11 protein-coding genes and 1 pseudogene are annotated in these 19242 nt (G+C 49.5%); 4 read left to right on the top strand and 8 right to left on the bottom strand.

Annotated elements, in window-relative coordinates; all coding sequences use genetic code 11:
- The first annotated feature begins 18 nt into the window (after positions 1-18).
- On the top strand, positions 19-423 hold the full coding sequence (locus E0E47_RS12845; RefSeq protein ID WP_130894382.1) for a GNAT family N-acetyltransferase: 405 nt from the start codon (positions 19-21) through the stop codon (positions 421-423).
- A gap of 123 nt (positions 424-546) precedes the next feature.
- Here E0E47_RS12845 and E0E47_RS12840 read toward each other — a convergent pair whose 3' ends face one another.
- The 3 genes from E0E47_RS12840 to E0E47_RS12830 are packed head-to-tail and all read right to left on the bottom strand — an operon-like array spanning position 547 to position 4738.
- Positions 547-2928: a TonB-dependent receptor gene (locus tag E0E47_RS12840; protein WP_130893897.1), complete on the bottom strand. Its 2382-nt coding sequence runs from the start codon at positions 2926-2928 to the stop codon at positions 547-549.
- Between the two features lie 39 nt (positions 2929-2967).
- Positions 2968-4107: a DNA cytosine methyltransferase gene (locus tag E0E47_RS12835; RefSeq protein WP_130893896.1), complete on the bottom strand. Its 1140-nt coding sequence runs from the start codon at positions 4105-4107 to the stop codon at positions 2968-2970.
- A 1-nt stretch (position 4108) separates the two neighbouring features.
- A complete protein-coding gene (locus tag E0E47_RS12830; RefSeq protein WP_130893895.1) occupies positions 4109-4738 on the bottom strand; it encodes an Eco29kI family restriction endonuclease in 630 nt (209 codons plus the stop codon).
- A gap of 199 nt (positions 4739-4937) precedes the next feature.
- Between E0E47_RS12830 and E0E47_RS12825 the strand changes: the two genes are divergently transcribed.
- From E0E47_RS12825 to E0E47_RS12815, 3 genes are all read left to right on the top strand, one after another.
- Positions 4938-8963, top strand: coding sequence for a hybrid sensor histidine kinase/response regulator transcription factor (locus E0E47_RS12825; RefSeq protein ID WP_130893894.1), 4026 nt, complete (start codon positions 4938-4940; stop codon positions 8961-8963).
- 156 nt (positions 8964-9119) lie between these two features.
- Positions 9120-11591: a glycoside hydrolase family 2 TIM barrel-domain containing protein gene (locus tag E0E47_RS12820; RefSeq protein ID WP_232038435.1), complete on the top strand. Its 2472-nt coding sequence runs from the start codon at positions 9120-9122 to the stop codon at positions 11589-11591.
- A gap of 51 nt (positions 11592-11642) precedes the next feature.
- Positions 11643-13820, top strand: coding sequence for a fasciclin domain-containing protein (locus tag E0E47_RS12815; protein ID WP_130893892.1), 2178 nt, complete (start codon positions 11643-11645; stop codon positions 13818-13820).
- 364 nt (positions 13821-14184) lie between these two features.
- Here E0E47_RS12815 and E0E47_RS12810 read toward each other — a convergent pair whose 3' ends face one another.
- The 5 genes and pseudogenes from E0E47_RS12810 to E0E47_RS12790 all read right to left on the bottom strand — a co-directional run bounded on the left by E0E47_RS12810 (position 14185) and on the right by E0E47_RS12790 (position 19175).
- Complete coding sequence (locus tag E0E47_RS12810) at positions 14185-15507, bottom strand: sigma-54-dependent transcriptional regulator (protein ID WP_005775887.1); 1323 nt, start codon at positions 15505-15507, stop codon at positions 14185-14187.
- Positions 15500-16861, bottom strand: a pseudogene (locus tag E0E47_RS12805) (sensor histidine kinase); the annotation flags it as partial. The pseudogene E0E47_RS12805 and the gene E0E47_RS12810, both read right to left, overlap by 8 nt.
- Positions 16862-17737, bottom strand: a complete 876-nt coding sequence (locus E0E47_RS12800; protein WP_004329298.1) for a radical SAM mobile pair protein B — start codon at positions 17735-17737, stop codon at positions 16862-16864.
- Positions 17734-18402, bottom strand: a complete 669-nt coding sequence (locus E0E47_RS12795) for a radical SAM mobile pair protein A (RefSeq protein WP_004329299.1) — start codon at positions 18400-18402, stop codon at positions 17734-17736. Before E0E47_RS12795 ends, E0E47_RS12800 begins: the two co-directional genes overlap by 4 nt.
- The gene (locus E0E47_RS12790; RefSeq protein WP_004329300.1) at positions 18399-19175 is read right to left on the bottom strand and encodes an MBL fold metallo-hydrolase; all 777 of its coding nucleotides are present in this window, start codon (positions 19173-19175) and stop codon (positions 18399-18401) included. Before E0E47_RS12790 ends, E0E47_RS12795 begins: the two co-directional genes overlap by 4 nt.
- Positions 19176-19242 lie beyond the last annotated feature (67 nt).

Genomic DNA, 19242 nt, shown 5'->3' with positions numbered 1-19242 from the left:
ACAGACAAAGAAGCCGTCATGAATCTAATCAAGTTGAACACGCCCGATTATTTCGCAGAAAAGGAAGCGGATGATTTAAACAAATATTTGGACAAAGAAATAGAACGGTATTACGTCCTACTCGTCAATGGAACTGTCATCGGAAGTGGTGGAATAAATTTTGCAGAAAACAAAACGGTCGGGAAAATAAGTTGGGACATGATACATCCGAAATTTCAAGGCAAGTCATTAGGGACAAAGTTATTAAACCATAGACTTGAAATCCTGAAAACCATTCCCGGTATTCAAAGAATAACGGTGAGAACCTCACAAGCAGCTTATAAATTTTACGAAAAACAAGGATTTGTCCTACATGAAATCAAAAAGGACTATTGGGCCGATGGCTTTGACATGTACAGTATGGTATATGGAAAAAGCTTCTAAATATCAACCAATTAAACGGTTTCAATATTTGTTGTAAGAATGATGCCTGTCAAAGGCCGTAAAATACCAACTACTGAAAAGGTGATGGCTGCAACTGCAATAACGCTGTTTACGATTGCTAACCTAAAACTCCACCGTCACCCCTAACGTGGGCAACAGTGTCCCGCTTATTTGTTCTATACGCCGCATCACATAACGCTGCTCCTTCAAAGGCACTTCGGGATTCGACACAACGCCGGTACTCATAAACACATCCGGCTGACGTAGTTTGCTAACGGTCACATTCTGTAAGTCAAGATACAATCCCAGGCGCCAACGTTTGAAAAAGAATTCTTTGTCCACCCGCACATCCAGTTGGGCATAACCTGGTAGCCGCTCTGCATTGTAACGGCTGTAATCGTAGGCTGACTTCCCATTCGCATCCCAATACGTCACGTAGGACGAGGCTATCTCATCGTACGGCGTATAAGGAGAGCCGCCGATGCAACTCAACCGTAATCCTACGCTCCAACGGTGTGGGAAATCATACGTACCGCTCATGTTCAGAATCACTCGATTGTCCCAAGCCGAAGGGACATAAGCGGCATGACGGTCGGCACGGTATTCGCTACGGTACCAAGTAAAAGAACCGGTCAGGTTCAGACGGTCGGGCAAAGTCCAACGCATCAAGGCTTCCACTCCGTAGGCACGGCCTTGCGCCGTAGACACCAATGCCTCGTTGCCTACCACACCATAATCCGTACCCTTGCAAGTCAACGGAACCCCGTCGGCCAACGAAAGCGGCACACGGTGATAAGACTTATAGAACCCTTCTACCGATACAGCCCAACGGTCATTGGCTTTCCATTCGCCGCCCCAAGCTGCCTGCGCCACATTCATATAACGTAAATCCCTGTTGACCAACCGGTTTGTCGCGTCTTTATAGCCCAACGCCGTGTAAGGCGGCAATTGGTGATACCAACCTGCCGAAGCTGCCGTCGACCAATGGGGTGAGAAAACATAACGGAAAGAAGCGCGCGGAGATAGCTGTTCCCACGGACGGGACATGCGCGACGAATAATTATTGCCGTCTGACCGCACCCCGACCGACGCACTCCATCGTTCTTCCGGAGCCGTATAAGCCGCAGAGAACGAGGCTCCGTATGCGACAAGTCCCAAATGGGTACGGTAGACAGACCAGTCCCCGACCGACAAAAGACGGCGTTCACGGTCGGTATAATCCATGTAGTTCAATTCCGCACCCTCTTTCAACGTCCAACCACCCGGCAACGTCGTCATATTCTCTGCACGTAACGTGGTCTTCTGCTCTGTGGAACGCAATCGAAGCGTGAGATTCTCCTCAGTACTCTCGTCATTATTCCGGTATTTCAGATTCTTGTCGTTCAGGTAATTGTGGCTCAATACGTACGTCTGCACATGCCTTCCGGCATAATGTCGGTAAGAAGCCCCTACCGTAAAAGTCTCTTGCTCTATCTTGGGCAGATAGCTCAAAATATAATCCGAACCTTCGTCTTCTCCCGCCAAATCCGTATTCAGTTCCATCCGGTCTACTCCGGCCAATGCCATCACCGTCAGTTCGTCGTACGGCGTCAAACGGGTCTTTACCTTAAACTGCCCGTCGATATAGTTCGGAAGGAAAGGCAAACCTATCATTTTAAAAAGTAATTGCAAATAAGACTGGCGCAAGGAGAACAGGTAAGTCGTCTTTTCCCCGATATGGCCGCTCCCGCTCAAGGCGGCCTCGGAAGCTCCCAAAGTAGCCTTGAACGTCTGACGCTCCGAAGAGCCTTCGCGCAAACGGAAATCGAGCACGGAACTCAAGGCTCCTGCACGGTCGGCCGGAAACGAACCCGTATAAAACTTAATCTCACGCACCAAATCGGCATTGACGATGCTCACCGGGCCTCCCGTAGCTCCCTGCGTGGCAAAATGGTTGATGTTCGGAATCTCTATACCGTCCATATAAAAACGGTTCTCCGACGGACCGCCGCCCCGCACTATCAAATCGTTACGGTATCCCACCGGAGAGAAGGCCACACCCGGATAACCGCGCACGATACGCGAAATGTCCCGGTTGGCTCCAGGGCTTTTCTCTATCTCGCGAAGCCCTATGACCTGCACGCTCACCGGAGCCTCAGCTGTCTTGCCATACGACTTAGGACGTACAGTCAAAGTATGCAACGACTTGACATCTTCCTCCAATTCAACGTTCACTTCGGGCGTGACAGCCGAAACGATATAATCCGGTGTATCCTGCGGCACATATCCGGCCGCCGTCACCCGGAATGAAAAAATACCGGGCGGCACGTGAGGTAATACGAACACACCGGCCGTATCAGTCACCGCACGCAAGGTGTCCATCGAAGTAGGAAACACAAAAGCCCCTACCACCGGTTGGCGGCTCGTCCGGTCTATCACTTTGCCCGTCACACGAAAAGAAGACTGTGCAACTGCCTGCACCACCAAGAGACTACATAAGAGCCATCCGCAGAAAAATTTCTTCATCCCAATTTGTTTTCATACAAAAAAAATGCAAAACGCATTTCAACACTCAAATACGCTTTTGAACAATGATTCTGCTATCACATTGGCCAACCTCACAGGTACGGCATTACCTATCTGTCGCATCGCTTCCGTCCAAGAACCAGATATGGAATAATCATCAGGAAATGTCTGTATCCGTTTCGCTTCAAGCACGGTATAATAACGTACTTTCCCATCAGGATACTTTATCATATTCTCCCCTCCCGGTACCCCATGCCCTCCAGCCTTTATGGTTTTGGACGGCTGATCAATATCACTGCCGGTATGCCCGGCATATTCTTTTGCACCGGTTCTTAACAGATGTTCATCGTACGATTCACTTGCTTCAAGCGGAACAGGCAAGCCCTGCAAAGCATCACGTACAGTCTGCCAAGGAGCCTTTACCGGTGGAAACATTCCATATTGAGACAATAAACGTTCCTTTTGCAAGGCCTGTTGTCTTTGTTCCCCAAAAGGAGGGATGAGATTATGCCTCTCCCAATAACTTCCAGTTACATACTTATCCCAAAGTAATGCTTCCTGCGAATGCGTTCCTTCTGGAAAATTCCAAGCCACATTTAAATCATTCCGGATGCCGACAATAACCACACGTTCACGCCTTTGTGGGACACCGTAGTCTGCCGCATTTAGCAACCTAAATATTACATTATACTTTAATTCTTTATAAGAACCTTCTGTATGAATACGTTCAAGCAATGAAAGATTTCTCTCCCAGTCCAAGTTTTTCAACTCCACATGAGGATAAGTAAGTTGCAGGATGATGTAACTAAAATATCGAGCAAATGACTGCCTCAGCAAGCCCTTTACATTCTCAAAAATAAAAACTTTAGGCGTTAACTGTCGAATAGCGGAAATTGCATATGGAAACATGTCCCTATCATCCTTGTATCCCAAAGCCTTTCCACCCAAAGAAAAAGGTTGGCATGGAGGACCTCCCGCAATAACATCTATATTACTGAACTGAGAAAATTGAAAATCCCGTATATCTGTCTCAAAAACAATATCAGGTGAGTAATTCCATCTTAAAGTTTTACAAGCATCTCCATTCCACTCAACAAAAGCCTGATGACGAGCACCCGCCATTTCAATACCCTTTGCTAAACCTCCAGCACCTGAAAATATTTCCAAACTATTAATCATATTACTCTCCCGATAAATACTTACAGACTTTCCTTTCTACATCAACCAAAGGCAAAGCCTTACCTTGGCACTTATAAGCCCAACTCCGTCCTGGATGCAATACGTCCCAATCTGATTTGGACTGATTATATCGTCCTTTTCCGGGATCATGATTGCCAAACCCATCTATCGAGCTATTCCATACCGGAGTATAACAACGGATTAATGCCGCTTCAATAGTTCCTATCATATCACAAGCGGCATTTTCCAATATCATGAAACGACAATGGAAATCTTTCAAATCCAAATTATGCACCTGGTTGATACTATTTGCGTGCTCACATAACCTTCTGTAAAGTTCATGCGAACTTTGAGATTTCCCAACTGTCCTTGCCTGCCTCCAACCTTGCGGCACGGCCTTACCTACATAAATCGGTTGCTTAAACTCCAACCTGTTTAAATCATAAAGTATCTTATAATAAGGATTCTTCCCTATATAATATAGAGCATACACCCCTGTACCTATGAAATTTTCCGGAGGTGGCAATTCATGAACAGGCGTACCATTGAAAAAACGTATGGTATCTTTTATTATTTCTTCAAAAGCATTCGATTTATACACATGCTTAGACCTGTCAAAAACATCATTCATTCTATACTTTTTAAGGAAGGTATATTATAAAATCTTCTTAGCTTATAATTATCGGCAAATATACTTATAGTTGCAAAATTACACTTTTTACTGGTAAAAATGAGAGCCAAAGACTGAAAAGTTGAGGATTTTATAAAAATCTGACGAATAAGCCTATTTTTTCACTACCTTTGTCCATCATACTTCGGATGGGATGCGAATGAAAAATACTTTCTACCTGTTGCTGTTCTGGTTAGGACTTTCCCTGAGAGTTCCGGCACAAGCCATCTGGTCGGCGGATTTCCCGTTCGCCGGAGAACTGCCATCCAACGAAATGACGGAACTCTATCAGGACGAAGACGGCTTTGTCTGGATAGGCACAACGAACGGCTTGTCGCGCTACGACGGTTACCGCCTGCAAACGTTCCAAACAGACTACCGACATCCGGGCCGGCTTACCCACAACCACATCACCTGCATTGCGGAAGACAGTGCATACCTTTGGGTTGGAACGAGAAAAGGACTGAACCTCGTCGACAAACGGACTTACCGGATTACCACACCGGGAGAAGCCCCATTACAGACCGCCTACATCCGCTCTCTTTGTTCCGACGGGAAAAGCCGTATATGGATAGCCTTAAACGACCGGCTATTGGAGTCCCGTTTCCCATACCATGAATATACCTCCATCAAACTACCTTCCCCAAACGGCAAACCGTCTTACATCAACTCTTTCTTTTATGAAAAAGGAAAAGAACGCCTATGGATATGCACGTCGAATGGGATTTTCGTCTATACGGACAGTACACAAGAACTACGCCACCTGCCGCCTGTGGGACAAACCAACTCTCCTTTCACGCTTTTCCAAGACAGGGACGGGCGGTACTGGCTCACCACCTGGGGAGAAGGACTGTGGCAACTCCTGACCGATGAAACCTTGAGACATGTGGAATATATCCATCAGGACATACAGTCACCACGAGGGAAAGTGGCAGACAGCAAATTCTTCAGTACAAGCCAAGACGACACGTTCGGTTACATTTGGGCCTTGTCCTATAACAACCTGTACGCATTCCAGTATGACGACCGTACCGGCAAGTTGATCCCCGTGGCTTTACCCAAATACATAGACACGGGCAAAATGTACACCAAAATCCTGAAAGACCACGATGGCAACCTGTGGCTCAGTTCTTACGACCGGGGCACGTTGCTCACGTTTCATACGGAAACCATACGGAGCTACCCGTTGGACGACCTGCGCAAGACCTTGGACTGGATGCCCAATCTGCTCACTTTGAACCGCGACACCCAGGGGCGCTTCTGGTTCATCCAAGACCGCTTCGGTCTCTGCCTCCATGGGCCGCAACACGGAAAAACCGTTTTCGCTACCCCCGAAATCCAGAACCTGACGGTAGATGCCCGCGTCACGGCATCCAGTCCTGTCAGCGGCGGCTTATGGGTAGCAGCTCCCCACCGCAACCAAGTGTACCTGTTGACATACGAACAAGGAACATTTAAGGTAAACCGCCGCATCCGGTTGTCCGACGCTTCCGGTGATTATGTTCCCGCCAACCAGATGGAAGAAACATCGGACGGCAAACTTTGGTTGCGTAGCGGAGGGCGTATGCTCTGCCAGCCTGCCGACGGCACGTCCCTGCTCTCCACACCCGACAGCCTGCACTTTACCGCCTTTGCCCATAGAGACGCTGTGTCCGTCTGGGCCGCCACTTCCCGACGTCTATATATAATAACGGTGGAAGGGAAACGCATGGCATGTATTCCGCAAACACTTGCCTTCCAGAACCACAAGGACGAGGAGGCGCGCTTTCTCTGTCCTGATGACTCGGGCGGCTTTTGGATAGCCACCAGTATGGGGCGCATCCTGTACGGTCAACCGGAGGATTCGGTTTTCCAAGATTTCAGCGACCGTTTCGACACGCAAGGCATGACGATATTGAATCTGTTGTGGCGAAACCACCACCTTTGGATCGTCTCCCACAACCGTTTCATCCACTACGACACACGGAGCCACAACCTGCAACAATACACTTCCTCGGACGGCAATATGTCTTCCCCCATCTTCCGCGACCAAGCTGCATTCCTTTCGGCCGACGGTACACTCTACGCCGGAGGACGTGGCGGTTTCGTATCAGTCACTCCCCCATCTTCATCCGGCTCTAAAGCCCCTTCACGTACGGTGATGCTGACCGACTTCAAAAGCGGTACGCGCAGTATGCTGTTCAATCCCTCCGGGCGGTACGCGTCCGGACAGCCCGACCGGCACACGCTTACCTTGCAACCTGAAGCAGCCAACCTTTCCCTCTGTTTTTCCACATTAGATTATGCACGAAGCGGAAAAGTACGTTACGCTTATCGGTTGGAAGGCCTCGATACCGATTGGAACTACCTGCAAGAAGGAGAAAACACGGCTTATTACCAGAAACTGCCCAAGGGATACTACCGGTTGGTCGTAAAAGCCACAGACCGTAACGGGCAATGGCAGGCTCCCGCCACGCTGCTCAGCCTCACGCAACTTCCGGCTTGGTACGAAACCATGTGGGCTTACGCGGCCTACGTAACCGTTGCCCTGTTTCTCATCTACGTACTCCTGAGGCTGTACTTGCAACGATTGCGCAGCCGCAACCGATTACAACTCCAAGAAGCCCTGACACAAGCCAAACTGAATTATTTCACCAACATCTCCCACGACTTGCTTACGCCGCTCAGCGTGATATCCTGCGTAGGTGACTACTGGGAACGGAAGTATCCGACCGAAAAACGCCAGACCACGGTGCTGCGCCACAACATCTACCGGCTGAAACGCCTGCTGCAACAAGTCCTGGATTTCCGTAAGACCGAGAACGGCAACATGGTACTTCGCCCCGAAGAAGGCGACATCTTCGCTTTCGCCCGTCAACTGTGTACCCACCATTTCTGGCCTTTGGCTGAACAGAAAGGCGTACGGCTGAACCTCCGAATTCCGGAAGGCGAATGCCGGGGCACACTGGATTTTGACAAAACAGACAAGATACTCTACAACTTGCTTTCCAATGCCGTCAAATACACGCCAAGTGGAAAAAATGTCGATTTCATCGTGGAAATACGGCAAAACGGAACAGAAAAAGACGTGATATTCACCGTACAAGACGAGGGTGTCGGCATACCGGCCAAAGAACAACAAAGGATATTCGACCGCTTCTACACCGGAAGCAACGGGCGTAGCGGACAATCGAACGGCATAGGGTTGGCATTGGCACGGGAATTGACCACCTTGCACCATGGCAGATTAACACTGAAAAGCGAACCGGGAAAGGGAAGCTGTTTCACCGTGGCCCTTCCCCTGGACCTTCCGCCCACCGTCTCCGCAAAAGAAAACCTCGAAATACAGCTGACAGATGCTGAAGCATCCACACAAGACTTCACTTCACCAGAAGCTTTCTCCCCTATGCCGCAAGAGCCGTCTCCCGAAGCCCGAGAACCCGGAAACGACCGTCCCTCCATCCTCCTTGTGGACGACAACACGCAACTGTTGGAAATGATGGAGAAGATATTGGCCACGAAGTACCGGGTGCTCACGGCAGAAAACGGGTTGGAGGCTCTGAAACAACTCAAGGCAAGCGCCGTAGACCTCATCGTATCGGATGTCATGATGCCGGGCATGGACGGATTCGCCTTGTGCAGGAAACTTAAATCACAACTCGAAACTAGCCACATTCCCGTTATCATGCTGACAGCCAAACAGAGCGCGGATGACCGGGTAGATTGTTATGAAGCCGGAGCGGACGGTTATTTGGCCAAACCTTTCGAGTTGAAAGTGCTAGCCGCCCGGATAGACAACCTGCTCCATACCTACCGGAACCGCCAACAGGCTTTCAGGATGGAAGACCACGTCCGTCTGGCCGAACTGGAATATTCTTCCGGCGACACCCAGTTCCTTCAGGACATGGCAGACTGTATCCACACCCATTTGGCCGAAGAAGGATTCGATTTGGAACAACTGTCCGGCCATTTGAATGTGTCCAAATCCACCCTCCACCGCAAAGTGAAGGCCATGACCGGGCTTACACCTTTGGAATTTATCCGGAACATCAGGCTGAAGTATGCCTGCGAGATGCTTTCACGCCGCGACCGGAACATCAGCGAAATCGCTTATGCCACGGGCTTCTCTTCGCCCAAATATTTCACCAAGTGCTTTAAAGAAGAGTTCGGACTGACACCCCGCGAATACCAAGAGAAAGAAAAATAAAACCGTAACAGGCAAAAAACAGTCAGGAAGGGGGTAAAAAACTGCCAAAATAGGATTTTACCCCCTTTCTGGCAGTTTTTTACCCCTCTGTAACCTTCCTTTTCATATAGTTTTGCAAACAAATCAATCAAAACACATAAAAAAATACAGATTCAAATGAAAACGAACTTACGTACACACCGGAGTAGCCGGCTGAAGTGGGTGGCCGCCCTCTTTTTCGCATTCGGAATCGGAAACGCCCTCCCGGTTTCTGCCAACTTCTCCCGTGCAGACGAGCTTGCCATTCCAAACGATACACGTTCAAACCGGGAAGTAAACTTTAACGGGAATTGGAAATTCTTTTTAGGCGATACCGCTGCAGCCTCGCATCCGGACTTCGACGACAACCATTGGCGCACGTTGGACCTGCCCCATGACTGGAGCATCGAAGGCCGTCCTGAAGCAGACAATCCGGCCGGTAACGATGGAGGGTATTACCCCACTGGCATCGGTTGGTACCGCAAGACATTCGACTTTACTCCGGATAGCCGACATCCCGAAACCACCCTCTATTTCGAAGGGGTTTACATGAACGCGGAAGTATTCGTCAACGGACATAATCTCGGCATACGCCCCTACGGTTATTCAACTTTCTACCATGACATCACGCCTTACCTCAAAGCGGGTAAGAATGTCATTGCCGTGCGTGTGGACAACTCGGGACAGAAGAACTGCCGTTGGTACACCGGTTCCGGCATTTACCGCAACGTGAAACTTATCCGTACCCCTAAAGCACACTTTGAACCGTGGGGCATAGGTATCACCACCGAACAAGTGAACCAAAAGACGCAGGTGGAAGTGAAAGCCACGCTCGCCAACCGCAATAAAGCCCTCCCGGCCACACTGCTTTGCACGGTTACCGACTTGGACGGCCACACCGTTCTCACACAAAAAGAAAGCGTCACCCTTGAAGCGAACCGGACAAGCAAAATCAAACTGCAATTTCCTTTTGAAAACGCCAAGCTCTGGAGTCCTGAAACACCGAACCTCTACCGGATGGTATGTTGCCTCGTACCGGCCAACGGAGAACCGGCCGACACGGTCACCACTACGTTCGGAGTGCGCCACGTGGAATACAATGCCGAAAAAGGATTAGTTCTGAACGGTAAGGCCATAGAAATGAACGGCGGATGCCTCCATCATGACAACGGTCCGCTCGGTGCCGCCTCCTACCGCGATGCAGAATGGCGTAAGGCACGGCTGATGAAAGAGGCAGGATTCAACGCCGTGCGCACCTCGCACAACCCTCCATCAGAAGCCTTTCTCGATGCTTGCGACCACTTGGGACTGTTGGTCATCGACGAATCGTTCGACGGATGGCGGTCAGCCAAAACGCCTAAAGATTACTCCGTCCTGTTCGACCAATGGTGGACGAAGGACATCGAGTCCATGGTACTGCGCGACCGCAACCATCCGTCTATCTTCTGTTGGAGCATCGGAAACGAAATCATCGAGCGCAAAACGCCCGAAGCCGTCCTTACGGCATACGCCTTGGCAGGCCATGTACGCCGCCTCGACCCGAGCCGTCCGGTGACATCTGCCCTTGCGGCATGGGACAGCGACTGGGAAATCTACGACCCGTTGGCTGCCGCACATGACATCGTGGGTTACAACTACATGATGCACAAAGGACCGTCGGACCACGAACGCGTCCCTTCGCGCATCATGATGCAGACGGAATCTTACCCACGCGACGCATTCGCCAACTGGGCACGGGTCAACGACCATTCCTATATCATCGGAGATTTCGTGTGGACGGCTATCGACTACCTCGGCGAATCGGGTATCGGACGCTTCTTCTATAAAGGAGAGACCGAAGGCGAACACTACCAACGTAACCAATTCCCGTGGCACGGTGCCTATTGCGGTGACATCGACCTTACTGGATGGCGTAAACCCATATCCTACTACCGCGAGATGCTCTTCTTCCCCGAACGCAACAAACTGTTCCTCTCCGTAAAGGAACCTTCCGGATACTACGGAGAAATCAAGGAAACCCAATGGTCCGTTTGGCCCACATGGGAGAATTGGAACTGGCCCGGACATGAGGGAAAGAATATCGACGTGGAGATTTACTCCCATTACCCATCCGTACGTTTGTACTTGAACGACAAACTCATCGGTGAAAAGGCTACGACCCGGGAAGAAGAATTCAAGGCTATCTTCACCTTGCCCTACGCTCCGGGCACCCTACGCGTCGCAGGCGTAGAAAACGGGCAGGAGAAAGAATCACGTACTTTGGAAACAGCCGGAAAACCGGCACGCATCCGGTTGACGGCCGACCGCACGGAAATCTCGGCCGATGGCGAGTCATTGGTTTATGTCGTGGCTGAAATTACGGACAAGAAAGGACGGGTGGTACCCAATGCCGACAATCTGTTGGCATTCGAACTCCAAGGGCCCGGTACACTGTTGGCGACATGCAGTGCCGATTTAAAAGATTGCACGGCTTACACCGCTCCGGAACGCAAGGCTTGGAAAGGCCGTGCCATGGCCGTCGTGAAAAGCGGACGGGAAAAAGGCGGCCTCACCCTGACCGTAAAGGGCACGGGACTAAAAAAGGCTTCCGTCAGCCTCGACGTAAAATAGCCTGAAAAGAAACAAAACCATATTATTAACCTGATTCCATTTTTTGAGACCATGAAACGTCTGTCAAAACTCTCTAAATTCGTTTGCACTGTCCTGCTTTTGGCAGGACAGGCAAACTTGTTTACCGGTTGCAACGATGACATGCCGGCAGAAAGCTATTACACCTTCACAGGAGAAATGATGAGTGATTTTCTAATCGAACATGAGGACTTCAGTCTCTTCAAACGCATTGCGGAACGAGCCGGCAAAATGGACTTTTTAGGAAGCCGTGGCTCACGCACCTTCTTTCCCGCGACCAATGCGGGCGTGGAAGCTTTCCTGAAAGAGAAAGGATATGCATCTGTGGAAGACATTCCCGCCTCATTCTGCGATACGCTGTTGAGGGCCTGCATCATAGAAAGAATCATGTACACTTATGACTTGCCCGAAACACAACAGGAAAACAACGAACTGGACTTACCACTCATCTTCGAAAGCAAGGGAGATACGTTGGATGCCAACCAAATGGCCTTGACCATCGTCAACCGCCGGGCCGCCATCATCAACGAATTGAAAAACGACTCCGTGGAAAACGGTGTGGTACATCCGGTTGACCGTGTCCTGGTACCTAGCACCAGTTTAGGTTCCACTCTGTTGGACGAACATCACGAGGATTTCCAGATTTATTACGAAGCCCTCCGGCGGACGGGACTGATAGATTCCTTATACCGTTACCGGGACGAAGAATACGAACAGGAAAAAGGGAAGTATGCCCCTTTTACCCAAAGCATGCGCATCGGAAATGAAGACTACGTGGCCAAACTTCCGGACCACCGGTACAGCGGCTTCACCCTTCTCATCGTGCCGGACAAAGACCTGTACGGAAAATACCCCGACCGCTTCAACGAAAGCATGACCATGGACGAAAAGATCGATGCCCTATACGAATTGGCTGCGGAGAAATACAGCGGGGCAGATGCGGAAGGCATCTTCGGCCTGAACCAGACCGTTCCGGGTTCCGGCAAGACATATAAGGAACTGTACTGGAACAAAGGTTCATTGACACACAAGTACAACCCTCTGAACATGTTCCTCTCCTACCACATCATCGACCGCCTGTTCAGCAGTACGGCCAAACTGGTAAACACCATCGGCATCCACACCGCATACGCCGACCCGACGGACTGGGTCAGCACGCTGCTCGACTTCTCCACCATCAAATTGGAAAAGGTGTACCGTCCGGTAGACCCGGCTGTCGAATATCCCTCCGAATTTTATGTCAATCATTGCCATGCTTCCCAATACAACAATTACGAACGGATCCGGGGTGCCCATCTGACCGTTCCGGAACAAGAGAACTACTCTTTGAACGTGGCTTACTATTACATCGACGACGTGGTAGCTTACGACCCTGTCATGCGCAACACCGTCATGAATACCCGGATGCGCATAGATTTTGAACTCTTATGGCCGGAACTGACGAACAACAACATGCGGTTGTGCGGCAATCCTCTTAAGGAGTACAACAGCGGTGACAACAGCGAAGACGGGACGGAAGGTGGAGGCTTCAACTATTACCTTCCTCCCGGCTACTTGAAAAACATGTCATTCAGCGAGAACACCATGTTCATCGTGAAACGCCCGATAATCTATTGGTCTAACTATCAAGGAGACGACATCGCCGTATTGGGCACGAGCTATGACGTGACGTTCAGACTGCCATGCGTACCGCCCGGAGAATACGAACTTCGTCTCGGATACTGCGCGTTGGGAAGCCGTGGCATCGGACAGGTTTATGTAGACGGAGTACCACAGGGGCTCCCGATAGACATGCGCGATAAAGCTGATGCACCTAATATTGGGGGACTTTACAACGGATGGAACGGTGTAAGAAGCGAAAAAGACGGTGCTGCAGGAATTTATACGGAAGAAGAACTGCAGGAAAACGCCCGGACAATGAAAAACAATGGTTATTATAGTGCACCCAAGGGAGTATACTACTACTTCGGGGGAAGCGGCACTACCACAACTCCGGCTTATGACCCGTCCAAATGCGTCATCTTTTACAATCAGAATGATTTGTTGCGGCGGAAAATCTGCCAAGTGCAGGTACAACCCAACCGGCACCATACGATACGCTTACGTTCCGTGCTGTCCAGTGCCACCAGCGGAGGCTTCTCTTTAGATTACATGGAACTCGTTCCCATAAGCATCTGCGGTCCCGGCGGTATCGGGGAAGACATCTATTAAACAAAATACCTTTAGCCAATACCACGCCTGATTAGCGTGGTATTGACATATAAAAAATAAAGGAACATATTTTCATCAAAAATGCGTCCCATCCCATTTCTTTTCGTAATTCTGGAAGATTTTTATAACCACTTTATTAGCAAGCAGTTCTGAGGATAAGGTAAAAATGAGGTAATGATTTGGCAACCCTGTCTATTTCTACGTTCTGCTGTGAGTTGCTGTCAATGTCTCTCGTCTTGGTACAAAAGTAGCAATAAAAATCGGATACACATCAAAATGTCCCATGATTTTTATCACAGGACGTTTTTTATCTTCGCTGAATAATCCGGTTTAACCGTTACTTCTATTTTCGGCAAGTTGCGGGCTATGATTGCTGAAATTTATACTTTAATCCATACTCTTCCAACTTGCTATACAGCGTTGTACGTCCGATTCCGAGCAATTCGGCGGCAACCTTGCGGTTTCCGTTTGCCTGCTTCAACGCGCGTAAGATGCGTTCCTTGTCCTCCGCATCGTTTCGCAAGGCGAAGCTGACAGGTGAGGTCGGTTTCGTTACGGCAAGTTCCAGATGCTCTTTCATGACAACTCCCGTCTGTGCCTGCAACACCGCGCCCATTATCTTCTGCCGAAGCTCACGGACATTACCCGGCCACGGATGGGTCAGCAATGTCTTACGGGCTTCCGCATCGAACCCAGTCACGCTACATTCCAATTCATTGTTGGCAATCTCACGGAAGAACTCCGCCAACGGCATGATGTCCTCCTGACAGTCACGCAAGGGCGGAACAGTTATCTCGAAGTCGTGCAAACGGTACAGCAAATCCTGTCGGAAACGTTTTTCAATGACCGCTTTCTCCAGATCCTCGTTGGTGGCGGCGATGATGCGGACATTGAAGCTCTTGTCCGTCTTGTCACCTATAGGGCGGTATCTCCGTTCCTGTATGGCACGGAGTAACATCTGCTGGGTTTCCAATGCGAGATTGCCTACCTCATCCAAGAACAATGTGCCACCCTCTGCCTCATTGAAGTATCCTTTCTTTGTGCTGTCCGCACCCGTAAACGCGCCTTTGACATGTCCGAAGAATGCCGAGGGCGCAAGGTCTTTGGAGAGTGAACCGCAGTCCACAGGCACAAACGGTTTCCCTGCCCTTTTGCTCTTATCATGCAGATGGTGGGCGATATGCTCCTTGCCCGTGCCGTTCTCTCCGAATATCAGCACGCTCATATCAGTAGGGGCAACTAATCTTATCTGTTGCATGATTTTCTGAAAGGCGGAACTGTCACGGGCAAAAACGGGCATACGATTTCGTCCGATACTCCGTTCTTTCAGGATGGTATGAAGCAGAGGCATAAGTTTATCCTCCACAAGCTGCTTGGGGATATAGTCCAGCGAGCCGAGTTTCATACTTTCGACTGCCGTATGCACTTCGGCATAGTTGGTCATGATGATTAACGGTTGTGTCATGCCTTCCTTGCGCATCCATCGTAATAGGTCGATGCCGTCACCGTCGGGTAGTCGTAGGTCAGAAACCACGATGTCCCCGTCTGAGGCTTGTTGCAGAAGTTTCTTCGCGGTCGAGAGGTGGTAAGCCTGCACGGTACGGAATCCTTCCCGTGCCAGCAGGTTGCAGACAAACTCGCAATACACGATATTGTCCTCCACCACGATGATTCTTGTTTTATCCATTTTCGTATTTTTCCTTTCTTCTTTTGCCTGCCGGATAATTTCAGCACCTTTATCCAGCACAGCCGGTCACCGCTTTGCATATCGCTTCGTCATCTGGAGTGGCACTTCCATGAAGTTGGGCGTAAAGTTCCCTCAATGGCTGGTCGGCACGGAGAATCTGCCATGAACTTCGCAGATGGTGTGTAAGTGTGTCCAGTTCTTGGAGGTCTTTACGCTGTTCTGCATCCTTGACCGCCTGCATTTCCTTTTCGGTTTCCGCTATCAGTTTGTCCAGCATGACGGATTCATTGCCATAAGATAGCAGAGTGGAAAAATCCGGCTTTTCATCCAATATGCTGCTTAATGCGCATTTATCCGTAATCTCCATCAGTTCGGATATGGAGAACGGCTTGAACAGGCATCCGGCAAATCCACGCCCTATAAGTTCCTCCTTGCTGCAACTGCCCGAAGCGGTTGTCACGACTATGGGAATACTCTTCGAGTTGCCTACATTGGATGAGCGCAACAGTTCCAGCAGTTCAAAACCGCTTATCTCAGGCATATTCAGATCCGTCAGAAGCAGGCTGTATTCCTTTTTTCGTATCAGCTCCATCAGTACCGAAACATTGGTACAGGTATCGCAGTGCATCCCTTCATGGGCATACATTTCTTTCAACATAAGGAGAAGTACCTCGTCATTGTCGATGGCAATCACATCATGGCAGATATGATTATGGCGCATTTGCGCTTGAATTGTCTGTTCCGGCAGTTCCTCGGCTGTCTGCATGGGAATTTCCACCGTGAAGCGGCTCCCTTTGCCTTTCTCGCTTTCCAAGCGTATAGTTCCACCGAGCATCGCCACAATACGCTGCACGATGGACAATCCTAATCCGAAGCCGTCTTTTGCGGCGGCATTTGAAAGACGTTCAAATGCACCGAATACTCGTTGTTGCTCATCTTCGGTCATGCCCGTACCGGTATCTTCAACGATAAGTTTCAGCAAACCGTTATCATAATCCGCTGCCAATGATACACTACCGTTATCCGTGAACTTGATGGCGTTTGACAACAAGTTGTTGCCGATTTGCAGGATACGTTCCTTGTCGGTCAAAACCACCGCATCGGTGTGGCTCTCCACTATCAAAGTCAGCCCCTTGTTCATGGCAATGGGCATGAACTCCGTTTCAAGAATATGCGTGATTGCGGAAATCCTGCAAGGGGAAAGGTTGGGTTGCTCCTTGCCGTTGTCCAGACGGAAGAAATCCAGCAGCGTGTTGAGCATCTCCCGCATACGCTCGGAAGATTGCCGGATATTATCCACATACATGGTGCTTTTATCCGCGCTACAACTTTTCTGCATCAGTCCGGCATAGCCTCATTTTGTCAATCGTATTTTTTCGTGGTAGAAGTAGTTTACGATGACAGGTTTGCCTTTTTCCGAGCGTCCGTATGGCAGATCGTTTATACGATACGGGAAGCCCTGCTCCTTGGCGTAATTTGAAATGTCCTGCTCCAATGCCTGCCAGTATTCAAGCCTTTTTTTATTGTAAATTTCCTCGTAAAGCGGTATGAGGTCAGGATACTTCTCACGGATATACGTCATTATCCCGCCTTTGAACTGCCCGCGTAAATTCAGGTTTTCAAGCCAGATTAAATCAGCATAATCTTTTACCTCCTCTATTATTGCCTTTACGTCTGTTATTCTGGGGAATATGGGCGAGACGAAGCATACGGTGCGGATACCTGCCTCGTATGTCTGACGCATCGCTTTCAGACGGCGTTCAATGCTTACGGCGTTGTCCATATCTGCGCAGAACTGCTCGTCGAGCGTATTGACAGACCATGACACAGTCACTTTGGGAAAACTCTTCAACAGGTCGAGATCGCGAAGGACAAGATCGGACTTTGTGCATATCATAATCTCGGCATCGCTTCCTCGCAGCTCTTCGAGCAGCCTTCGGGTACGGTGGAATTCTTCTTCATACGGATTGTAACCGTCCGTCACAGACCCTATTACAACACGTTCACCGTCGTATTTATGAGGATTCGTTATCGGCTTCCAGTTTTTTACATCTAAAAACGTACCCCACGGCTCGGTGTGCCCGGTGAACCGTTTCATGAACGATGCGTAGCAATACCTGCAGGCGTGGGGACACCCTACATAAGGGTTGACCGAATATCCTCCCACCGGCAGAGAGGATTTGGTCATTACACTCTTTACATCTATTTCCTTTATTGTATCCATATTCATTGTATTCGTCTGGTAAATTGTTCCGGCAATTCCTGAATCATTCTTTCGTCGCCCATAATCGGCAGCAAATCCTCTTTCATGAACACCGGTATGCCATGAGCCTTTGCCTGTTCTGCAATGCTAAGCACCCATTCGGGGCGCGAATATGACTTTCCTTTTCGGTTTCCGGTCTCTGTGCCTATGACAATCCAGTCAATTCCCTCGAAATCAATCTCGCCGATATCATCGAAGAGAGGTTCAAACGTGACATGGTAGTGTCGTGCTTTGATATTCTTTTTCAAATCATCAATCCTCCTTTTCTCGGAACTGCGCGTAACGGTCACGCCCATCCATACGTTCTCGTCGTCAGAGGAGAAACTGATTTTGTCAGGGCGCTTCGTCAGAAAGATATAGGCGTGCTGGGGATTGCTGCTGATCCGCTCGAAAATTTCTGCGTTCCATTCAGGCTTCCAATCGGAGAAATCGCTCATTCCTGTCATGAGCCACACATGAGGACGGGACGTATCGATGATGCGCAGTTTTCGTTCCATGTATTCAGGCACGGAAAAGTCGTCGGTAATGTGGAAACGGCGGCAGTTGTTACGGGCATAGCAGTAAGGGCATCCTATAGTGCACCCTACCACTATGTTCATGTTTTTTATCAGGGATTTAATGCAGACACTCATAACACAACTGTTTCTCCGTCCTCCGGGATAATCAGCCGGCTCATGTCGGCTTCGTGATGCGTTGCCTCATTGCGCAGAATTGCACGGGTGGTCTGGCAATGGTCGATGGCATCCATGTGTACGGCTATCAGCTTGATATGCGAAGGCAATTCGTCAAGTATCTGCATCACTTCGTTCTCGTCGGGGATGATAGGACCGTCCGTTTTGGAAAATTCGGGAAAGATTGCACCTCCGGAGTTTACCACGATATAGTCAGGATTGAACCGTTCCACGGTGTCTCGGATACATGCTTCCCATCGGCAGTCACCCATTATATAAACGGTCGGGAAGCCCTCGGCTTTTAGCACATAACCTGATACAGGTCCCATCATCTGCCCGATCTGCCCGAAACCATGATGTCCGGTCGTGCGGTAAATGGATATGCCGTCTATTGTTTTTATTTCTTCGATGGGTATCACATTTGTAAATCCGTCGTTTCTGATGGCGTCCGCGTCCTGGGGCTGAACGTAGAAAGGAATTTCTTTGGGCAAATGTGTGGGGACACTCGGCTCGTAATGGTCGATGTGATTGTGGGTCAGGAGCACCATGTCCACGCCTCCGATAATATCCTGAATAGGAATGGTGAGGTGTACCCTCGGTGTTTTATTCACACCGAGGGCCGATATCAAAGTGCCTTTGTCGGCTAAAACGGGGTCAATTAGCATGGTGTGTCCCGCATACCTGATTTTCAAGGTGGCATTGCGCACCAATTGTACTGTAGATGTCTTTTTCATGACTATATGTCTTGTTATTGATTACGGGTGCAAAGTTCGGAAGAATCCGGCGAAACATCTATGCCTG

The sequence above is a fragment of the Paraprevotella xylaniphila YIT 11841 genome, from assembly GCF_900683745.1.
Taxonomy (GTDB): Bacteria; Bacteroidota; Bacteroidia; order Bacteroidales; family Bacteroidaceae; genus Paraprevotella; species Paraprevotella xylaniphila.
Note: the sequence above shows the minus strand (reverse complement) of the source record. Positions and strands in the feature narration are given on the sequence as shown.

Bases quoted from the DNA above. Each gene is read 5' to 3' on its own strand.
- E0E47_RS12810 (WP_005775887.1), bottom strand. From the start codon at position 15,507: ATGGATAAAACAAGAATCATCGTGGTGGAGGACAATATCGTGTATTGC.
- E0E47_RS12795 (WP_004329299.1), bottom strand. From the start codon at position 18,402: ATGAGTGTCTGCATTAAATCCCTGATAAAAAACATGAACATAGTGGTA.
- E0E47_RS12845 (WP_130894382.1), top strand. From the start codon at position 19: ATGAATCTAATCAAGTTGAACACGCCCGATTATTTCGCAGAAAAGGAA.
- E0E47_RS12835 (WP_130893896.1), bottom strand. From the start codon at position 4,107: ATGATTAATAGTTTGGAAATATTTTCAGGTGCTGGAGGTTTAGCAAAG.
- E0E47_RS12815 (WP_130893892.1), top strand. From the start codon at position 11,643: ATGAAACGTCTGTCAAAACTCTCTAAATTCGTTTGCACTGTCCTGCTT.
- E0E47_RS12800 (WP_004329298.1), bottom strand. From the start codon at position 17,737: ATGAATATGGATACAATAAAGGAAATAGATGTAAAGAGTGTAATGACC.
- E0E47_RS12840 (WP_130893897.1), bottom strand. From the start codon at position 2,928: ATGAAGAAATTTTTCTGCGGATGGCTCTTATGTAGTCTCTTGGTGGTG.
- E0E47_RS12830 (WP_130893895.1), bottom strand. From the start codon at position 4,738: ATGAATGATGTTTTTGACAGGTCTAAGCATGTGTATAAATCGAATGCT.
- E0E47_RS12825 (WP_130893894.1), top strand. From the start codon at position 4,938: ATGAAAAATACTTTCTACCTGTTGCTGTTCTGGTTAGGACTTTCCCTG.
- E0E47_RS12790 (WP_004329300.1), bottom strand. From the start codon at position 19,175: ATGAAAAAGACATCTACAGTACAATTGGTGCGCAATGCCACCTTGAAA.
- E0E47_RS12820 (WP_232038435.1), top strand. From the start codon at position 9,120: ATGAAAACGAACTTACGTACACACCGGAGTAGCCGGCTGAAGTGGGTG.